The organism is Streptomyces sp. NPDC038280 (genome assembly GCF_055600045.1).
Genome location: NZ_JBVJYZ010000009.1, coordinates 216,076 through 233,116 on the forward strand (window position 1 = coordinate 216,076; position 17,041 = coordinate 233,116).

17 protein-coding genes are annotated in these 17,041 nt (G+C 69.4%); 3 read left to right on the forward strand and 14 right to left on the reverse strand.

Annotation, left to right across the window (positions count from 1 at the left end; translation table 11 throughout):
- Positions 1-334 precede the first annotated feature (334 nt).
- Positions 335-1,096: an isoprenyl transferase gene (locus ACZ7J0_RS20300; protein WP_470889168.1), complete on the reverse strand. Its 762-nt coding sequence runs from the start codon at positions 1,094-1,096 to the stop codon at positions 335-337.
- Positions 1,097-1,308: 212 nt separating this feature from the next.
- Between ACZ7J0_RS20300 and mgrA the strand changes: the two genes are divergently transcribed.
- Positions 1,309-2,346, forward strand: coding sequence for an L-glyceraldehyde 3-phosphate reductase (gene mgrA, locus ACZ7J0_RS20305; RefSeq protein ID WP_470889170.1), 1,038 nt, complete (start codon positions 1,309-1,311; stop codon positions 2,344-2,346).
- A 245-nt stretch (positions 2,347-2,591) separates the two neighbouring features.
- On the opposite strand, the gene ACZ7J0_RS20310 is transcribed toward mgrA, so the two are convergent.
- The 4 genes from ACZ7J0_RS20310 to ACZ7J0_RS20325 all read right to left on the reverse strand — a co-directional run bounded on the left by ACZ7J0_RS20310 (position 2,592) and on the right by ACZ7J0_RS20325 (position 6,111).
- Positions 2,592-2,957: a winged helix-turn-helix transcriptional regulator gene (locus tag ACZ7J0_RS20310; protein WP_470889172.1), complete on the reverse strand. Its 366-nt coding sequence runs from the start codon at positions 2,955-2,957 to the stop codon at positions 2,592-2,594.
- A 120-nt stretch (positions 2,958-3,077) separates the two neighbouring features.
- Entirely contained in the window at positions 3,078-4,649 is a 1,572-nt protein-coding gene (locus ACZ7J0_RS20315; protein WP_470889174.1) for a DUF2079 domain-containing protein, read from the reverse strand.
- 28 nt (positions 4,650-4,677) lie between these two features.
- The gene (locus ACZ7J0_RS20320) at positions 4,678-5,076 is read right to left on the reverse strand and encodes a cupin domain-containing protein (RefSeq protein WP_470889176.1); all 399 of its coding nucleotides are present in this window, start codon (positions 5,074-5,076) and stop codon (positions 4,678-4,680) included.
- 54 nt (positions 5,077-5,130) lie between these two features.
- Complete coding sequence (locus tag ACZ7J0_RS20325) at positions 5,131-6,111, reverse strand: prepilin peptidase (protein WP_470889178.1); 981 nt, start codon at positions 6,109-6,111, stop codon at positions 5,131-5,133.
- A 106-nt stretch (positions 6,112-6,217) separates the two neighbouring features.
- Between ACZ7J0_RS20325 and ACZ7J0_RS20330 the strand changes: the two genes are divergently transcribed.
- Positions 6,218-6,571, forward strand: coding sequence for a DUF192 domain-containing protein (locus tag ACZ7J0_RS20330; protein WP_470889180.1), 354 nt, complete (start codon positions 6,218-6,220; stop codon positions 6,569-6,571).
- A gap of 44 nt (positions 6,572-6,615) precedes the next feature.
- Here the strand turns inward: ACZ7J0_RS20330 and ACZ7J0_RS20335 are convergent, their stop codons facing one another.
- The 9 genes from ACZ7J0_RS20335 to ACZ7J0_RS20375 form a co-directional block, all read right to left on the reverse strand.
- Complete coding sequence (locus ACZ7J0_RS20335; RefSeq protein ID WP_470889182.1) at positions 6,616-7,398, reverse strand: hypothetical protein; 783 nt, start codon at positions 7,396-7,398, stop codon at positions 6,616-6,618.
- 83 nt (positions 7,399-7,481) lie between these two features.
- Positions 7,482-8,588 carry a hypothetical protein gene (locus tag ACZ7J0_RS20340; protein WP_470889184.1) on the reverse strand — a complete coding sequence of 369 codons (1,107 nt, stop codon included), beginning with the start codon at positions 8,586-8,588 and terminating at the stop codon, positions 7,482-7,484.
- 19 nt (positions 8,589-8,607) lie between these two features.
- Positions 8,608-9,090: a hypothetical protein gene (locus ACZ7J0_RS20345; protein ID WP_470889185.1), complete on the reverse strand. Its 483-nt coding sequence runs from the start codon at positions 9,088-9,090 to the stop codon at positions 8,608-8,610.
- Between the two features lie 19 nt (positions 9,091-9,109).
- Positions 9,110-9,484 (reverse strand): hypothetical protein, encoded by a 375-nt coding sequence (locus tag ACZ7J0_RS20350; protein WP_470889187.1) that lies wholly within the window; start codon positions 9,482-9,484, stop codon positions 9,110-9,112.
- 282 nt (positions 9,485-9,766) lie between these two features.
- A complete protein-coding gene (locus ACZ7J0_RS20355) occupies positions 9,767-10,294 on the reverse strand; it encodes a hypothetical protein (RefSeq protein ID WP_470889189.1) in 528 nt (175 codons plus the stop codon).
- Between the two features lie 5 nt (positions 10,295-10,299).
- The gene (locus ACZ7J0_RS20360) at positions 10,300-11,784 is read right to left on the reverse strand and encodes a Hint domain-containing protein (protein ID WP_470889191.1); all 1,485 of its coding nucleotides are present in this window, start codon (positions 11,782-11,784) and stop codon (positions 10,300-10,302) included.
- 464 nt (positions 11,785-12,248) lie between these two features.
- Positions 12,249-12,557: a hypothetical protein gene (locus ACZ7J0_RS20365; RefSeq protein ID WP_470889193.1), complete on the reverse strand. Its 309-nt coding sequence runs from the start codon at positions 12,555-12,557 to the stop codon at positions 12,249-12,251.
- Between the two features lie 158 nt (positions 12,558-12,715).
- Positions 12,716-14,161, reverse strand: coding sequence for a polymorphic toxin-type HINT domain-containing protein (locus ACZ7J0_RS20370; RefSeq protein WP_470889195.1), 1,446 nt, complete (start codon positions 14,159-14,161; stop codon positions 12,716-12,718).
- Between the two features lie 236 nt (positions 14,162-14,397).
- The gene (locus ACZ7J0_RS20375) at positions 14,398-14,760 is read right to left on the reverse strand and encodes a hypothetical protein (RefSeq protein ID WP_470889197.1); all 363 of its coding nucleotides are present in this window, start codon (positions 14,758-14,760) and stop codon (positions 14,398-14,400) included.
- A 378-nt stretch (positions 14,761-15,138) separates the two neighbouring features.
- Between ACZ7J0_RS20375 and ACZ7J0_RS20380 the strand changes: the two genes are divergently transcribed.
- A complete protein-coding gene (locus tag ACZ7J0_RS20380; protein WP_470889199.1) occupies positions 15,139-17,034 on the forward strand; it encodes a hypothetical protein in 1,896 nt (631 codons plus the stop codon).
- Positions 17,035-17,041 lie beyond the last annotated feature (7 nt).

Here is a 17,041-nt window from a genome sequence, read left to right on the forward strand (position 1 = left end):
GTCGTGCTGCGACTGCGACGGTGTCGCAGGGGGATGGGGCCGGGCTCGAGCCACGATGCGCGGGCCGGGCGCCGGCCCTCCGCTTCATCCGTACATGTCCTGCACGGTCGTCCTGGTGCAAAGGGCCTCCCGGGTGGGCGGACTCCGTGCCGCTCACTCTGGAAGGGGTATTCCCTCGAACGAGCTCCGCCATGCCATGGCATATGACGACGCGTTGGTGAACGGACGGTGACCTGCCCCGCGGGCGACGCTCCGGGGACCGTGGAGCCGGTCGTGCCGGTGGTGACGGCTGTGCCGATGGTGACCGATGGTGACGGTGGTGCGCCGGGGGCTGTCAGGTGCCGTAGCGCCGGTGCCGGGCGGCGTAGTCGCGCAGGGCACGCAGGAAGTCGACCTTGCGGAAGGCCGGCCAGTGGACCTCACAGAAGTAGTACTCCGAATGGGCGCTCTGCCACAGCATGAATCCGGACAGCCGCTGCTCACCGCTGGTGCGGATCACCAGGTCCGGGTCGGGCTGGCCGCGCGTGTAGAGGTGCTCCGAGATCCGGTCGACGTCCACGATCTCGACGAGCTCCTCGAAGCTCGTCCCCTTCTCCGCGTGCTCCAGCAGCAGCGAGCGGACCGCGTCCGCGATCTCCTGGCGGCCGCCGTAGCCCACGGCGACATTGACGAGTATCCCGGTGTTGCCGCGCGTGGACTGCTCGGCTTCCTTCAGTACGGACTGGGTACGGGCGGGCAGCAGGTCCAGGGTGCCGACGTGGTGCACCCGCCAGCGGCCGTCGGAGGCGAGGGCGCGCACGGCGTCCTCGATGATGCCGAGCAGCGGCACCAGCTGGGCCTCGGGCCGGTTCAGGTTGTCCGTGGAGAGCATCCAGAGGGTGACGACCTCGACGTCCGTCTCGGCGCACCAGCCGAGGAGCTCCTGGATCTTGCTCGCGCCTGCCTTGTGTCCCTGCTCGGGGGTGCCGCCGGAGGCCTTCGCCCAGCGGCGGTTGCCGTCGAGGATGACGCCGATGTGCTTGGGCACCTGGGCGTGATCCAGGCGGCTCTCCACCCGGCGTGCGTAGAGCCCGTACACCAGGTCGCGCAAGTTCACTGAGTTCACCTCTCGGTCCGTGCGGGCCCGCCCCGCCCCCTGCCGGGCATCGGGTCCGCCACGCGATGGTGGGCTGCATCGTGCCCTCGGGGGGATGCGGCACTGGTCCGGCCCCTCATATGCCGCTGCAGTCCCCGAAGCCGCCACATTACTGCGCAGGGGTGGCAGCCACCCAACCCGGCCTGTCACAAGTCCGTGATAAGCAGGGTTGCGTGACTGATTCCCCTTCGTACCGCGCCGCCGCCGACCGCTACGACTCCATGGAGTACCGCCGCAGCGGCCGCAGTGGGCTCAAGCTGCCCGCCATCTCGCTCGGCCTCTGGCACAACTTCGGCGACGACCGTGCGCTCGACTCGCAGCGCGCGATCCTGCGCCGGGCGTTCGACCTCGGGGTGACCCACTTCGACCTGGCGAACAACTACGGACCGCCGCCGGGGTCGGCCGAGCTGAACTTCGGCAAGATCTTCGCCCAGGACTTCGCCGCGTACCGGGACGAGCTGATCCTTTCGACCAAGGCCGGCTATCTGATGCACCCCGGGCCGTACGGCGAGTGGGGGTCCCGCAAGTACCTGATGTCCTCCCTCGACGCCTCCCTCAAGCGGATGGGCGTCGACTACGTCGACATCTTCTACTCGCACCGCTTCGATCCCCACACTCCCCTCGAGGAGACGATGGGTGTGCTGGCCTCCGCCGTCCAGCAGGGCAAGGCGCTGTACGTGGGCGTGTCCTCGTACAACAGCGAGCAGACCGCCGAGGCCGCCCGGCTGCTGACGGACATGGGCGTGCGGCCCCTCATCCACCAGCCCTCCTACTCGATGATCAACCGCTGGACCGAGGACGACGGCCTGCTCGACACCCTGGAGGAGGCCGGCATGGGCTGCATCTCCTTCGTGCCCCTCGCCCAGGGGCTGCTCACCAACAAGTACCTCGAGGGCATCCCGGAGGGCTCGCGGGCCACCCAGGGCAAGTCCCTCGACCCGAACCTGCTCTCGGACGAGGTGCTGCGCAGGCTGCGCGGGCTCGGCGAGATCGCGGAGCGCCGGGGGCAGTCGCTGGCGCAGCTCGCGCTCACCTGGGTGCTGCGCGACGAGCGGATGACGTCGGCGCTGATCGGGGCGTCGAGCGTGCGCCAGCTCGAGGAGAACGTGGCGGCGCTCGCCGGACCGCCGCTCACCGCCGAGGAGTTGAAGGAGATCGATTCCTTCGCGGTGGACACGGCCGGCACCAACATCTGGGCCGGACGCGGCTGAAGACAGAAAACGGGCCGGTCCGTGGGGGGGATACGGACCGGCCCGAGGGGGGGTTTCCACCATAACCCTTCATAAGTGATGCTGCGTGCCACCGTGCGCCGTCAATACGCTCTGGTTGCGGCACGGCCCCTGGCGCACAAGGCGTTCCGGCCCTGGAAGAGGGCCCCGCGCCCGGGCGTGGCGGGCCGCTCGTACCTCCCAAGGGGGACCCGCCGCGATGGGCGCGCGGTTGACGGCCGGATACCTCAGACCACCGCCTCGGCGTCCTGCTCCTTCTGCTTCGCCGCGATGATCTCGGCCATGAAGGTGTCGCCCCACAGACCGAGCGGCTCCAGGGCCCTGTTGAGCGCCTCGCCGAGCTCGGTCAGGGAGTACTCGACGCGGGGCGGGACCTCCCGGTAGACCTCGCGGTGCACGACACCGTCGGCCTCCAGCTCCCGCAGCTGCTGGATCAGCATCTTCTCGCTGACCCCGGTCATGCGCCGCCGCAGCTCACCGAAGCGCATCGTGCCGGTGTGCAGGACCCACAGGATCATCGGCTTCCACTTGCCGCCGACGACATCGACCGCCGCGTCGAGACCGCATGTGTACGCGACCTTGCCCTTCGCCATCCCCAACTCCCCTGCGTGCGAACGATGCTTACCGGATCGACAGTACGGCAGCGGGTGGATGCAAGGCGCCGGCTGCGTGGAGGCGTCGGAGTACGCGGACAGGGCCGGGACGGGCGGCGATCAGCGGGCGGTGCGCCGGAGCAGGGTGATGCCGTCGCGGCGGGCGACGACCCTGTAGCCGTACTTGTGGCGGGCGGCGGCGAGCTCCGCCTCCTGCCGCTCGATCGGGTAGGGCCAGTGCCCGGTCCTGTACGGCCAGGCCTCCGGGGCCTCCCGGTCATGGACGATCCACTCGGTGGTCGGAGGCGGGAACTGCTTGAGGTCGTAGCGGTAGAGCTTGCTGTCGACCGGGAAGGTCGGGAAGACGACGACCGTGCAGCGCGAAGTCAGCTGCGGCGCGAAGTGGTTGGAGGCGGCGACGCTCGCCCCGTCGGGGATCTTCGCCAGCAGCGCGCGGGCCGCCACGATGTGCGGGGTGGTGCGCCAGGTGGCCCGCTGTGCGAGCTGGGCCAGTGGGAACGACGGCAGCAGGACCAGCGTGACGCCGAGGACCGTGGCGAGCGAGGCGCGGACGTGGCGGACGGCGAGCGGATGACGGGTGCGGCGCCATCCGCTCAGCGCGTCGATGAGCCCCGCGAAGACGATGGGCATGAGGACGGCGCTGTAGTGGAAGGCCGTGCCCCAGTGGAAGGCGTTCTGCGACACCATGCGCCAGCCGAGGGTGGGGATCGCGATCAGCGAGAGCGGTGAGCGCAGCGCGAGCAGCGCGGACGGGGCGAACACCAGTACCAGGGTCATGGCCTTGATGTCGGGACGCAACGCGTCCAGCGGGGCGTGGGCCACCATGCTCAGGAACGAGCCGTAGTGGTCGGAGAGGTTCTCGCCGTGGGCGTACGAACCTCCGGGGTTGAAGGCGGGCAGCAGGAGCTCGATCTCCACGAGTGAGCCGAGCAGGCCGGCGACGGCGGTCGCGATGCCGAGCAGGCGGGGACCCTTGGGCCTGCCGCTCAGGCGAGCGGGGCCGCCCGCCTTCACGGCGATGTAGACCCCGATGGCGGCGAGGGTCAGCCCCAGGTCCTCCTTGACGAGGAGGAGCGGCGCGGCCCAGGCGACGGCGCGCCCCCACCGCTGCCGGCCGAGCGCTTCGAGGGCGAAGGCGACGAGGGGTACGGCGAGGGCCACCTCGTGGAAGTCGAAGGCGACGGCCGAGGCGATGCCCCAGCTCAGTCCGTACCCGGCGGCGACGGCGTGCGCGGCGCGGCGGCCGAGCACGCGGGCGGCCCAGCGGGCGAGCGGGACGACGGCCACGGCGAACAGCGCGGACTGGGCCGTGAGGAGACAGAGCGGAGACGGCCAGAGGCGGTAGAGCGGCGCGAGAACCGCCAGCAGGGGGTGGAAGTGGTCGCCGAGGAGATTGAATCCTTCGCCGCGCAACGGGACGACCGGGGCACGGAGTTGGGAGTACGCGCGCACGGCCTGCTCGAAGATGCCGAGGTCGTAGCCGGTGGTTCTGAGCAGGAGGTGGCGGCGTACGGCGACGGTCGCGTACAGCGCGAAGAGCGCGGCGGCCCATCCCCAGGGGAGGAGAGCCGAGGACAGGCGGGCGCCCGGACGCTTCGAGGGGGAGCGCGGGGCGGGCGCTGTGACGTCCGCCCCGCTTGGTTCCGCCTCTTTGTCAGTAATTGTCCGCATACACCCGGATGCTATGCGGGCGGCTCCCTCAGATCAGTTCATGTCCCGTGGTGCTCTCCACATTGGTCGGAATCTCCCCCTCGTGGCGGTCCCCGGTGGACACCGTCCCGGACGGTTCGAACATCAGGATGGAGGCGCCTTCCGGCGCGGACGGCTTGTGCTCGGTGCCCTTGGGCACGACGAAGGTGTCCCCCTTGTGGAGGCTCACGCAGGTCTCGGTCCCGTCGGCGGCGCGCAGCGCGATGTCGAAGCGGCCGTCGAGGACGAGGAAGAACTCGTCGGTGTCCTCGTGGACGTGCCAGAGGTGATCGCCCTTGGCGTGCGCGATCCGCACGTCGTAGTCGTTCATCCGGGCGACGATGCGGGGGCTGTAGATGTCGTCGAACGTCGCGAGGGCTTCGGCAAGGTTCACGGGCTTGGTGTTCATGATGCGATCCTGCCCCGGGACACCGCCGGGCGTCGCAGGGGTTTTCCGCGCGGGCTACGCGGAGGGGAGCGCCGTGAAGGCTCCGAGGAGCAGTCCGGCCAGCGCCCCGCCGAGCATGAAGGGCCCGAAGGGGATCGCGCTCTTCCGGTTCGCCCGGCGCAGCAGGACCAGGCCGAGCCCGTACACCGAACCGAACACGAACCCCGCGAAGGCGCCGACGAAGAGGATGCCCCAGCCGTACCAGCCCAGTACGGCGCCCAGGGAGAGGGCGAGCTTGACGTCCCCGAAGCCCATGCCGTTGGGGTTGATCAGGAAGAGCACGAAGTAGGCACCTCCCAGGGCGAGTCCGCCGAGCAGCGCGTGCGCCCACGATCCGGCTTCGGCGGGCAGCAGTTCGGTCACACCGAGGAGGAGGGGGGCGGCGACGGCGAGCGGGAGCGTGAGCTGGTCGGGCAGCCTGTGGACGCGGCGGTCGATGACGGCGAGCAGCACGGCGAAGGGCGCCAGCAGCAGCCAGACGGCCAGCTCGGGGCGGGGGCCGGTGGCGGCGGCGAGGGCGGCGCAGGCCAGGGCGGTGACGAGCGGGATGAGCAGGGAAGGGGTGAGGGCGACCTCGGGGGCGGGGGCGTCGGACTCCGGTGCGGCCTCGGCCGCGGCCGGCGTGGTGGCCGACGCGGCGGGGGCGTCCGGCGCGAGGGCCTCGGGGGCGCTCCGCGCGTCGGCGTGTGTCGTGGAGGTGTGCGTCGTGGAGGTGTCGGCCGCGACGGCCTGCGTCGCCCGGGTCTCCCCCGCGGTGGCCGTAGTCGCCGGTGCTCCGGCCGGGACCGGGGCGGTGAGCGGCGCGGTGACCTCGCAGCACGCGCAGCGCGCGCGGCCGAGCCAGCCGCGCGCGGGCCCGGCGAACGGATGCCCGGCGGGGCACGCGTCCCGCCAGCGGTCCTCCGGCTCGACGGAGAGCCGGTACGCGGCGCGGGGAACGAGCAGCCCGGTGGCGGCGCCCCACAGGGCGGCGGCGGCGATCAGCGAGACGTACACGTGACCGACCCTAGACGGGGTCGCACCGCAGGTCATGGGCCCAGGGGCCCACTCCCCCCGGACCGGGGCCCAGAGCCCCCGACCGGACCCGCTACCTTCATCACCCATGGGTACTTGGCGCAATGGCATGGGCACGATGACCGTTCCGGGACGGGACGAGCCGGTGAGGGTGGAGATCGCGGCGTCCTACCGGGCCCGCACCCGGGGCCTGCTGGGACGTGACGGGATCGACGGGGCGATCATGCTGACCCCGTGCAACAGCGTGCACACGTTCCGGATGGGCTTCACCATCGATGTGGCCTACCTGGACAAGGAGTTGCGGGTCCTCGGCGTGGTGACGATGAAGCCCGGCAGGCTCGGGATGATCCGGCTGCGCTCCCGCCATGTGCTGGAGGCGGACGCGGGAGCGATGGCGGGCTGGGGCCTGAGGCCGGGCGTACAGCTCACGATCGAGCCGTGATCCGTGAGCCGTGACGCCCGCCCCTGACCTCCACCGCCCGGCAGCTACTTCTTCAGCTTGGTGACCTGCGCGGTGACCAAAACGACCGGGATCCCGGGCGTGGCCGGGCCTTCGAAATTCCCCGTGTAGAAGGTGGCGACGGTCGGTCCCGAGCGGACGACCTGGAAGACCAGCGGCACGGCCTGACCCTCGAAGTCCGCGGTGAGCTGGTACGCGAAGCTGTCGTCACCGGCCTTGGGCAGCGGCAGTTCCTTCACGCTCTTGTACGTGGACGTGGTGGAACCGTCGCGGGTGAGGAAGCCGCCCTCGCACGCCGTCGCGGCGGCGCGGAGCCGACTGAGGACCGTCGCCGCGCTCGGCCCGTGGCTGGTGAGGAACTCGGACACGGCGGGCCGGCCGTTCTTCACGCCGACGGTCTGCCGGTACGCGGACGCCTGCGCGAGCGGCTCCGGCTTCCCGTTGAGCACGGCGATGAGCGGCGCGCACTCGGCCTTCTCGGAGATCTCACCCTCGCCGGGCGGACCGTCCATGGGCGTGACCGTGTAGCCCGGCACGTCGGCGGCGGCGAGAACGGCCTTCTCCAGCTCGGCCTTCGTCAGCGGCTTCCCGGTGGGGGCGGCCACCGGCGTGGTCGGCGCCGCGGCGGGGGGCGTGGCGGAGGCGGGGGGCGCGCTCGACGGCTTCTGCTCGGCGGCGCTCTTGCCGCTGTCGCTCGTACCGGCGGCGTTCTTCTTGTCGTCCCCGTCCTCGCAGCCGGCCGTGAGCCCCAGGGTGAGCGCGACGGCCACGACCGCCGTGGTGATCCGTGTGGTCATGCGTCGTGTCATGCGTGGAACGCTAACAGCGGTGCTCGCACCGGTGCATGGGCCCAGGGACCCATCCTCCGTGCCCTGCCCCGCGCGCGAGTCGGTCACGGCGGTCCGGAGCCGAGCAGGGTGAACGCACCGTACGCCCCCGAGGCCAGCGCGAGACCCCCGAGGACCAGCAGCCGGATGCGCGGGCGGAGCCGTACCAGCGCCACCGCCGCGGGCAGCAGCAGCGGGAAGGCGGGCATCATCAGGCGCGGCCGGGAGCCGAAGTAGGCGGCGCCGATGAGCGAGATGACGACGATGCCGATGGTGTAGAGGAGTACGGGAAGCGGCTGCCCCTGCCGGACACAGAGCACCACCAGCCACGCGAGCAGCGCGAGCGCGGCGCAGAGCCCGAGCGCGGCGAAGGGCGGCAGGCTCCAGATGAAGCGGGCGAGGGCGACGCCACCGTCGATGCTGTTGCCCCAGGCGCCCTGGACGTCGAAGTAGGCGGTGGGGCTGCCCTGCCGGACGCCGACGTAGACGACGTACGCGAGCCAGCCCAGCGGCGCGAGCAGTACTCCGGCGGCCATCCGCACGGAGATCCGGCGTTCCTCGACCACGGCCGCGACCGCTGTGATCCCGAGCGCGGCGATGAGCGCGGCGGCGGACGGACGGGTGAGACCGGCCAGCGCGCAGAGGGCCCCGGCCCAGATCCAGCGCGCACGGAGCACGGCGTACAGCGACCAGGCGGCGAGCGCGGTGAAGAGGGTCTCGGTGTACGCCATCGACTGCACGAACGCCGTCGGATACACCCCCCAGAGGACGGCGAGCACGACCCCGGCGGGCCGGCCGGCGACATGGGCGCCCACCGCGTAGATCCCCCAGGCGGCGCCGAGCGAGGCCGCCCAGGACACCAGGAGCCCGGCGGTCGAGGCGTCGATCCGCAGGACTTCCGAGAGCCCGCGCTCCAGGGCGGGCAGCAGCGGGAAGAAGGCGAGGTCGGAGTGGACACTGCCATCGGGGAGCGTGACCTGGTACCCGTATCCATGCTCGGCGACCCGGACGTACCAGACGGAGTCCCAGCGCCCCTTGAGCAGATGCAGCCCGTCCTTACCGGCGACGACGGCGGCAACCGCGAACACCGCCATCCCGACACCCCGCACCGCGGCGTACCCGTACAGCGCGGGCGCGGCTCGGCGGAGGCTCGGTGCCTGGTCGTGGGACATGCGGTCGATTATGTCGGGGTCACACCCAGGCCCCGCCGCGCCCCTCGGGAAGAGCGACCACCCGGGCCCCGGGCAGCTGCGGAACCGGTGCGCCCACGGCCTCGACCGTCAGAACGGGCTCCTCCTCGTCCGACTCCTCCAGCCGTGCGCGGGTCACGGTCCCCTCGGGGGTGGCGGCCCAGTAGGCGGAAGGCGCCGGCGGATCCACCGCCGGATACAGGACGGTCGTCCCGGTGGCCGCCGCGACCAGCAGCGCGGCGGTCGGCTCGTCGGGCGCGTCCGGTACGGCGTCGGAGACGTACACGTCCCAGGACAGAGCGAGATCACCGGTCACGGGCCGGTGGCCACAGAGGACGGGCGCCTCCCAGTCGCGCTCCTCCGGCTCGACCTCCGGCCCGGCCGCGTCGACCCGGTCGAGCGGCACGCCCACCGCGAGGGCGAGCGCCTCGGCGACGGCGCGTGGAGCGGGGCGGTGGACGGTCAGGAAGTTGTAGACGCGCACAGGCCGGTTCGCCCTCTCCTCATTCGGCCGGGGTCTTCCCGTAGTAGGGCCGGACGGTCTTCCCCAGCTTCCGCTGGATGGACCGCAGGGTGCTGAGGGTCTGCGCGTCGTCGAACCCCGTGGTCGTGCGCCATTCGAATCCGGTGCCCGCGAGGTCGCTGACGAAGACGATTTCGGTGGCGAGGAGGGTGCGGGCCCAGTCGACCGGGGTGAGGGGGGCGTCTTCGGCGAGCGCGGCCCGCAGTCTCCGTCCCTGGTCGAGCAGGTCCTGCGTGGACGCGAATCCCATGCCGACGGCCAGCTGATCGCTGCACCGCGCCGGCCCGCCCCACTCCAGGAGCGCCCGCCGCAACAGTGCGACCTCGTCCGCCGTGAGCAGCTCGCTCGGTACCACTCCTTCTCCCCGCATCAGTTCAGCCGTGCACCGGTTTCGACTACGGCCGCGTCCTGGAACTCCACCTCAATGCGCCGTCAGGGCGAGGACCTTCGGCAGCTCCTTGGCGGCTTCCTTCGCCTTGGCCCAGGTACTCCAACGCACCCTGACCCCGCTGCGACGTCCACAACCCCAGCAACCAGGCCTCAGTACGGAAACCGCTGCGGCGCCACCGCCTCCGGGCACAACCGCGATTGCCTCAGCCGACATCAGCCAAACGTCACGAGCACCAAGGGCAGCCGGTCATGGTCCCAAGGACCCGTTCAGGTGCGGGTTCAGCTCCACGGTCTCCAGGGTGGCCCGGTTTCCGTACCGCTCCGTCCACCGGCGTTCGTCCGCCTCGTTGCCGGTCCTGATCCCGAAGGTCCAGGTGGGATCGAGGAAGAGCGTGTGGCCGCCGTCGAAGTCGAGGGCGAGACACGTGGTGAGACCCTCACCCGTCACGTGCGCGCGCAGTGTCGTGCAGCGCAGCTCGTCCCGGCCGTCCCCGAAGAGCTGCTCGCCCCAGGCGGCCACGACGACCTCGTCCTCCGCCTCCGCGAGCAGCTCCACATCGTCCCAGCCGGTTCTGGGAACGACTTCCGCCCCGAGGTGGTCGTACTGGCCCTCCGACGTCAGGCGCAGAAACCCCTCGTCCAGCCTCAGCCACAGCACCACCGGCTGGGGCCGGAACTCGGGCACCTCGTCGTCGCGGTCGATCCAGCCCGGCACGAGGACGTCGTGCACTCGGCGCTCCCGCAGGGCCGCAGCGGCCACACGCCACGCGCTCATTCGCGTCAGCCCTTCTTCTTCGGCACCTTCTTGGTGATCTCGATCGATGTGTCGAGGCCTTCACCGCTCTTGAGAGCCGTCCAGAAGTCGCCGTTCTCCCTCAGGACGATGGTCACACCCTTGCCACGATAGATCAGGCCCTCCGGCTCGCCCTTCTTCAAGGTGCCCTTGCCGACCAGTTCGAACGTGCCGTCCTTGATCGCCTTCGCGATGTCCTCCCGGAAGCGGGGGCCGTCCTCCTTGAGCTTCCTGTACTTGGTGCCCAGCGCGTCCTCGATCAGCTTCTTGTGGCGCTGGAAGTGGTCCTTGAACTTCTTGGGGTCACCTTCTCCGACGTTCGGGTTCCTGGCGGATTCGACGTCGGCTTCCGGCATGTCGCAGCCGTCGTCGTTGTGCACCAGGGCGTTGGCCGACCCGACACCGACGTAGTACGTGTGCAGCCCTTCGACGGTGAGGTCGTGCGTGGTCTGCCGCTGGGTGTAGTGGTGGCCGGCCAGAACCGTGACGGCGCCGCCGTGCTCGGTGCGCAGCAGCATTCCCGTCCGGACGTCACCCGCGTCCACCCAGCGCCGCTGATCGGTCAGCCAGAAGGGGTGCGTGTCAGTGGCGGTGACGGTACCGGCCGAGGTGGTGAGCCGGGTGAAGTCCTTGTCGTCGTACGTCGTGTACGTGCGGCTCACCGTGCGGAGCATCGTCAGCCCGGTCGCCGGATCGGTCGCCATGACCTGATCGCCCAGCCGCACGGAATCGATCGGGACGCGAAGTCCGTTGGCCAGCAGGACGGGGGTCCCGGGCGGGAAGCTGTGGCTGACCGGGCAGGTGGTCGGCTTGTCGTCGGGCTTCTTCTCGTCCGGCTTCTTCGGCTTCTCCGCGTCGAGTTTCTTCTTCGCGTCCTCGAGTTTCTTCTCGGCGTCCTTGACCTTCTTACGGTTCTTGATCAGACCCGTCAGACCGTCGTAGAGCTTCCCGCCGTGTTTCTTGAGCTTCCCGATCAGCTCGGCGGCCTTCTTCCACTTCCACGGCGCCCCGTACTTCGCCGCGAGCTTGCCGACCGCACCGCCGATGAGACTGGTCAAAATGTTGATGAGCGTCTCGGTGCAGGCGCCCATGTCGCCCTTGGTGATGCAGTCGAAGGCATCCTTGATCCCGAGCTCCTCGGCCAGGATCTTCGCCAGCTCCTTGGCCGCTTCCTTCGCCTTGTCCGAGTCCGACTTCTCGGCCTTCTGCGCGTCCTCGAGCTCCTTGACGGCCTTCTCGTAATCAAGCTGCGCCTGCGTCTTGGGCTGCCCGCTGTTGTCCGACGCCGGCTTGCCCGAACCCGGACCGTCCGCCTGCGTCGTCCCGTCCCCACCACCGCCGCCGCAGTCACCACCGCCACTGATCCGGCACACCTGCGCGCTGATCTTCTCCGTCAGCTCAGCACCGATCCCCGTCGCCACAAGGGCACCGACGATCGCCACCACGACCATGACAAGGCCCAGGTACTCCAACGCACCCTGACCCCGCTGCGACTTCCGCAACCCCAACAACCGGGCCTCGGTACGCAGACCACACCCGCGCCACCGCCGACGAACCGAACGCACAACCCCCATACGCGACATGCACGCCACGCTAGAGGGAACACACCGTCCCGTCATGGGCCCCAAGACCCACCTCGGGACTCAATCACGACCCCCGGGGGTCCAACGCCGCCGTCAGTTCCGCCTCGCTCACGCTCATCCGCCGGCCCTATCCATCCGCGCCGTGATCTCCATGAACGCCCACCGCAGACTGCCCGCCCGTCGCAGGAAAACGACGTCCTCGTACGGGCGCGTGAGCTGAAGCGATTGGTCCAGGCTCACGTCTCACGACCCCGTGACCAAGACCTTGGCGGCTGTCGGCTCCTCCTGGGCGGCGAACACGACGGCCGCCCGGCGCAGCAGTCGGCTCCCGGTCCCGTCCCTCGCGGGGCGGATCAGAGAGCGGCGAGCCGGTCCCGGTATGCGGTGTACTTATGGGCTTCGCCCGGCAGCAGCCGCTCGAGCTCATCGAAGAAGAGAGTGCCCGCCCGCCCCAGGGCGGGCAGCAATTCACGAGCAGGAGCCATAGCCTTGTTCTCCCCGCAGGTGACCAGAATTCGCTCGCCCATACGCTGCATGGAGAACTCGAGCGGCTGGTCGGGGAACGTCGTGGAGACCTTGGCCGACGCCCCCTCCAGCTGCTCCGCGAGATCCGCCAGGTAGGCCCACAGCTGGTCCACGAGGTCCCATTCCTCGAACCCCATGACCTCTTTCCCGTCCACGACCAGCCGAATGCATCCCTCGATGTAATGAGGGCTCTCGGGAGCCGTGACGCAGTCCTGGACAGCGGTGAACCGCCCATCGCCACTCTTCAGGAAAGATTGGACTTCCACCATTGCAGGCACTCCAGTGATCACACGAGTTACTTCTTCGGGTACAGCTGGCCGATACGTCCGTGATTCAGGCCGACCGAGTACCGTACCCCATTCACCACGCCCTCGACGTTGTAGATGCCGTTGGTTCCCTTTTGGGCGAGCTCCGCCCGGTTCTGATTGACGATCTGCTGCACCACGTCCGCGATGTCATCCACCGTCATGTTCTTGTTGAAGAAGGTCTGGTCCTTCTTCACCGAACCGTCCCAGTACTTGGGGTGGTGCCGCTTCAGGAAGTGGTCCATACCGTCCTTGTCGAGGTGGAAGTCCTCGTTGCCCACCTTGAAGGTCTTGCTCTTCCACTTCGCCAGCGCGTTCTTCCGGTCCTGCGCAGCCGTCTTGGAGGGCTTCGGGCACGGGTCGTTGTTGTGAACGAGGGCGCTGCTGGAGCCGACACCGACGTAGTAGCTGTGCAGTCCGCCGACAGCCAGGTCGTGCGTGGTCTGCCGCTCCGTGTAGCCCTGGACGGCGAGGACGTCGAGCGTGTTGCCCTGCTGGGTCCGGAGTACGGCACCGGGGCGAATGTCCCCCGCGTCCACCCAGCGCCCCTGGCTGACGAGCCAGAAGGGGTGCGTGTCAGTGGCGGTGACGGTACCCGCCGAGGTGGTGAGCCGGGTGAAGTCCTTGTCGTCGTGGGTGGTGAAGGTGCGGGTCACGGTACGGAGCGTGGTGAGCCCGCTCGCCGGGTCGGTGGCGACGACCTGGTCGCCCAGGCGTACCGACTCGATCGGCACGCTCAGCCCGCCGGCGACGAGCACCCGGGTGCCCGGCGGGAAGCTGTGGCTGACCGGGCAGGTGGTCGGCTTGTCGTCCGGCTTCTTCTCGTCCGGCTTCTTCGGCTTCTCCGCGTCGAGTTTCTTCTTCGCGTCCTCGAGTTTCTTCTCGGCGTCCTTGACCTTCTTACGGTTCTTGATCAGACCCGTCAGACCGTCATAAAGCTTCCCGCCGTGCTTCTTGAGCTTCCCGATCAGCTCGGCGGCCTTCTTCCACTTCCACGGCGCCCCGTACTTCGCCGCGAGCTTCCCGACCGCACCGCCGATCAGACTGGTCAAAATGTTGATCAAAGTCTCGGTGCAGGCGCCCATGTCGCCCTTGGTGATGCAGTCGAAGGCATCCTTGATCCCGAGCTCCTCGGCCAGGATCTTCGCCAGCTCCTTGGCCGCTTCCTTCGCCTTGTCCGAGTCCGACTTCTCGGCCTTCTGCGCGTCCTCGAGCTCCTTGACGGCCTTCTCGTAATCAAGCTGCGCCTGCGTCTTGGGCTGCCCGCTGTCGTCCGACGCCGGCTTGCCCGAACCCGGACCCTCCGCCTGCGTCGTCCCATCCCCACCACCGCCGCCGCAGTCACCACCGCCACTGATCCGGCACACCTGCGCGCTGATCTTCTCCGTCAGCTCAGCACCGATCCCCGTCGCCACAAGCGCACCGACAATCGCCACCACGACCATGACAAGGCCCAGGTACTCCAACGCACCCTGACCCCGCTGCGACTTCCGCAACCCCAACAACCGGGCCTCGGTACGCAGACCACACCCGCGCCACCGCCGACGAACCGAACGCACAACCCCCATACGCGACATGTGCCCGACACTACGGCGGGTGGACAGTACGGGTCATGGGTCCCCAGACCCACCAACGGACCCAACCGGATACGGACGAGAAGGCTCGGGTTCCGTCACCCCGACGGACGGATCGCCCTGAACTTCGCCGCCAGCACGGGCCCTAGGTGGTCGACGAGGTCGTAGCCGGGCTGCCCGGGAAAGGGCAGGTCCTCCAGGAACGACGTCACGATCACCGCGTCGATCCCGGCCACGCCACGCCGGCTCTGTTCCTCCAGGAAGTCGAGGACACCGCGCCAGTCCGCGGCCTCGGGAGCCTCCCCGAGGTAGGACCTCACCGTGTCGTCCACCACCTCCCAGAAGAACACATGCGGCAGGACACCGTGCTCGTTGAACACATGCGCCTCGTACGCGTCCTCGAAGGCCGGAAGGCGAGCCACGAGATCCTTCACCAGTTGCACGTCCGGGGTGGTCGTCATCAGAACTCCGGTCCTGGTCGGTGGGAAGAGCGAGCGACCGCCCTCGACGTCGAGGGCGAGGCGCGCCCGGCGCGGCCGTCGCCCAGGCTACGACGCCTGTCCACGACAGACCGCGGCACCGGTTTCCCCGAGGCCCATGCCCTCCCCGCCCCGCCCCGCCAGTTGGGCCCGACAAGGGGTCCACGGGCCCACGCCCCGCGTCCCGCATCACCCCTACGCTCGCGCCACGGAATCAGGGAGAAGAGAGGTCGGACCGTGAATGGTGGCGGCAGCGGGGGAAGCTGGGGCACCAGCGGGGGCACCAGCGGGGGCACCAGCGGGAGAAGTCACATAGCACCGGGGCGCAGCCCCGACAGCCCAAGGCCGTTCTTCCCCCTGATGCGCAGCTGGGCAGCCGGCGTCATCGTCTACTTCGTCTGCGGGCTGGTCTTCTCCAAGGCCCTCCTGGAACCGCTCGCCACCGTCGAGCGGCTCGACTCCTTCGGTTGGCGGCTGGCCCTGCTGCACCTGCCCGGCATTCTCACGACCGTCCTGACCGTGCTGGCCGCCGCCCGCGTCCTGCCCGACGCACAGCGCGAGTCCCGATTCCTGTACCTCCTGGCCCTCTTCGCCGTACCGGTCGCCGCTCTCGTCTACGGCTACGCGGTCTCCTGGGACGTCGTGGCGGCCGAGGGCGTCTACATGCCGGCCGTCGCCCTCATCACCGGAGGGGCCGTCGGTCTGGCCCTGGACCGTCTCCTCGAGGGCCGCGGCGACAGCGGCCCCACCCCGTACCCCTATGCCTGGCGTGACAGCGGCGCCACTGCCATGGAGTACCTGGGCGTGATCGTGGTCGTCGTCGCGCTGGTCTCCGCGCTCTCCCTCGCGGGCATCGGCGGCTCGATCGGCGAACGGATCCGCTGCGCCATCTCCTCGCTCACCGGCAGCGGGGGCGGGGGCTGCGTCACCGGCCCGGACGGCACCGCGAAGCCCAAGACCGACGCGGACTACGAGCCCAAGCTGTGCCAGGTCTCCAGCGTCTCCGACACGGCCGGCGGCAAGGTGAAGATCGGCTGGTTCGAGTGGGGCGAGGAGTACGGCTTCCAGCAGAAGGTCGCCCAGGCCAAGACCGACGTGAACGGCGACGGCAAGGTCGACGGCAACGACAAGCTGGTGTACATGACCTTCACCGACGCGGCGTCCGCCGGTGTCAACGCGAGCACCCCCGGCGTCAAGCTGGGCAAGCTCGGCAAGGCCGACCTCGACATCGGCGGCGGCATCAAGGTCACCAACGGTGACACCTGGGTCTTCAAGAGCGAGGAGGAGGCCCAGCAGATGCGGGACGACATCGAGGAAATGAAGATGTGGGAGACCTCGATGACCCACGGTGGCGCCTACGGCGGCGGCAACTGGTACGCCGCCAACAAGTGGGCCAAGAAGAAGGACGCCATCGAGAAGAAGATCGGCGATAAGAAGATCTCGTACTCGACGATCGGTCTCTACGCCCAGGCGGACGGTGGCCTCGGCATCAAGGCGGGCGACGACTCCAAGCTCGGCGCGAAGCTGGGCGGCAAGGCGAAGTTCTCCCCGGACGTCACGATCACCAAGGACGACGTCAACGGCAACGAGTCGTACACCTACACCGCCAAGCTCGAGGTCGAGGGCAAGGTCAGTGCCGAGGCGGGCAAGCCCGGCTACACGGCCGGCGCGAAGGACACCCACACCGGCGCCATCACGGTCACCCGCGACCAGAAGACGGGCAAGATCGTCCGCATCGACATGACGCAGACGGTGGAGAAGACCTCGACGTCCGACAAGGGCGAGGCCAAGGGCGACAACGGCAAGACGAAGAAGGACAAGCGCGGCGGCAAGGCCAACGGCACGGAGTCGGGCGGTCCGACGGGCATCGAGGTCGAGACCAACTCGATCGTCTTCGGCAAGGAGACGGACAAGGCCACGGAGGACAAGCGGGCCATCGCCGAGAAGTGGCTGGACGGCTCGGGCAACAACACCGCCCCCTTCGAGTACATGTTCGGCGACAACTCCCTGTCCCAGAAGCCGACGGGTACGGACCCCTTCGAGCAGCTGATGTTCCAGGACGGTCTGTCGAGCACCCTGAACTACAACGGCGAGACGGACGCCGAGGAGTTCGGCTTCGAGGTCTCGCTGGGTATGAGTCTCGGGTTCTCCATCTCCGACGAGCACAAGAAGGAGACACTGACGGACGCGAAGTTCCTCGGCGCTCCGCAGGGTGACAAGCGCTCCTACCTGCCGTACAGCTACTGCGCGAAGTAAGGAAAGC

What these genes read in the sequence shown, in the direction of transcription:
- ACZ7J0_RS20310 (WP_470889172.1), bottom strand. Translation starts at nt 2,957, where the DNA reads ATGGCGAAGGGCAAGGTCGCGTACACATGCGGTCTCGACGCGGCGGTC.
- ACZ7J0_RS20315 (WP_470889174.1), bottom strand. Translation starts at nt 4,649, where the DNA reads ATGCGGACAATTACTGACAAAGAGGCGGAACCAAGCGGGGCGGACGTC.
- ACZ7J0_RS20320 (WP_470889176.1), bottom strand. Translation starts at nt 5,076, where the DNA reads ATGAACACCAAGCCCGTGAACCTTGCCGAAGCCCTCGCGACGTTCGAC.
- ACZ7J0_RS20330 (WP_470889180.1), top strand. Translation starts at nt 6,218, where the DNA reads ATGGGTACTTGGCGCAATGGCATGGGCACGATGACCGTTCCGGGACGG.
- ACZ7J0_RS20335 (WP_470889182.1), bottom strand. Translation starts at nt 7,398, where the DNA reads ATGACACGACGCATGACCACACGGATCACCACGGCGGTCGTGGCCGTC.
- ACZ7J0_RS20340 (WP_470889184.1), bottom strand. Translation starts at nt 8,588, where the DNA reads ATGTCCCACGACCAGGCACCGAGCCTCCGCCGAGCCGCGCCCGCGCTG.
- ACZ7J0_RS20355 (WP_470889189.1), bottom strand. Translation starts at nt 10,294, where the DNA reads ATGAGCGCGTGGCGTGTGGCCGCTGCGGCCCTGCGGGAGCGCCGAGTG.
- ACZ7J0_RS20365 (WP_470889193.1), bottom strand. Translation starts at nt 12,557, where the DNA reads ATGGGGTTCGAGGAATGGGACCTCGTGGACCAGCTGTGGGCCTACCTG.
- ACZ7J0_RS20375 (WP_470889197.1), bottom strand. Translation starts at nt 14,760, where the DNA reads ATGACGACCACCCCGGACGTGCAACTGGTGAAGGATCTCGTGGCTCGC.
- ACZ7J0_RS20380 (WP_470889199.1), top strand. Translation starts at nt 15,139, where the DNA reads ATGCGCAGCTGGGCAGCCGGCGTCATCGTCTACTTCGTCTGCGGGCTG.